Annotated in this window: 1 pseudogene; it reads left to right on the forward strand. The window is 40.0% G+C overall.

Going from position 1 to position 1,130, the window contains the following annotated elements:
• Positions 1 to 12 precede the first annotated feature (12 nt).
• Positions 13 to 1,130 (forward strand): annotated as a pseudogene (locus AB5935_RS27480) (two-component regulator propeller domain-containing protein); the annotation flags it as partial.

Here is a 1,130-nt window from a genome sequence, read left to right on the forward strand (position 1 = left end):
AAGGATTTTTGACTGATCTCTGAAGAGAAGATGAAATATATAGATTATGAACGCTATCGTGTGGTGCGTGATGACCGGGGGATTGTGTGGATTTCAACTTATGGAAACGGACTTTTCACCTACGATATTCAGGAGGACCGGTTGGAACACTTTGTTTCCGAAGGGAAGAATGCAGGACCTATAGGGTCAGATTTCTTGTTATGTTTGATGAAAGACAGGACAGGAGGAATATGGGTAAGCTCCGAATATTCCGGTTTGTCTCATATTTCCATTTCAAATAAAGGCATTACACATGTCTATCCAGAATCACCGGATGTTTTTGACCGTTCGAATACAATCCGGTTACTGACTAAAATGTCGAATGGAGATATATGGGTAGGAACCCGTAGAGGTGGATTGTATAATTATGATTCTCATCTGAAAACTAAGATAGATAATCATTATTTGCCCTATAATATTTATGCGATTTCAGAAGATAGTCAGGAGAATATATGGATAGGAACCCGGGGAGACGGACTAAAAATAGGAGATACGTGGTATAAAACGGATCCGTCTAATCCTTTTGCCTTATCTCATTCTAATATTTATTCCATTCTTCGCGATAAGAAAGATCGTATGTGGGTGGGAACATTTGGAGGAGGACTGGATCTGGCAGAATCAACGGAAAAAGGACAATATAAGTTCCGTCGTTTCTTTCAAGGAAAGAAGTATGGCTTACGGATAGTCAGAGTAATGGCAGAAGATGAGAAAGGGATGATATGGATGGGCACAAGTGAAGGTATCTGCATTTTCCACCCTGACTCATTGATTGCTAATGAAGATAACTATCATTTGTTCAGCTACACCGATGGCAATTTTTGCAGCAATGAGATTCGTTGCCTGTTTCGTGATAGCAAAGGGCGTATGTGGGTAGGTGCTTCGGGTGCCGGGCTGAATCTATGCGAACTGTCAGACGACTGTCAGTCTTTGAAATATACACATTATGGAATGGCTGAAGGACTGGTTAATAATATGGTGCAATCTATTTTGGAAGATTATTCGGGACAATTATGGATTGCTACGGAATATGGAATTTCAAGGTTCTATCTCAACAGCCATTCTTTCGAGAATTATTTTTTCTCATCTTATAC

Source organism: Phocaeicola sp. RTP21198st1_B8_RTP21198_201120, from assembly GCF_040929485.1.
GTDB lineage: Bacteria > Bacteroidota > Bacteroidia > Bacteroidales > Bacteroidaceae > Phocaeicola > Phocaeicola dorei.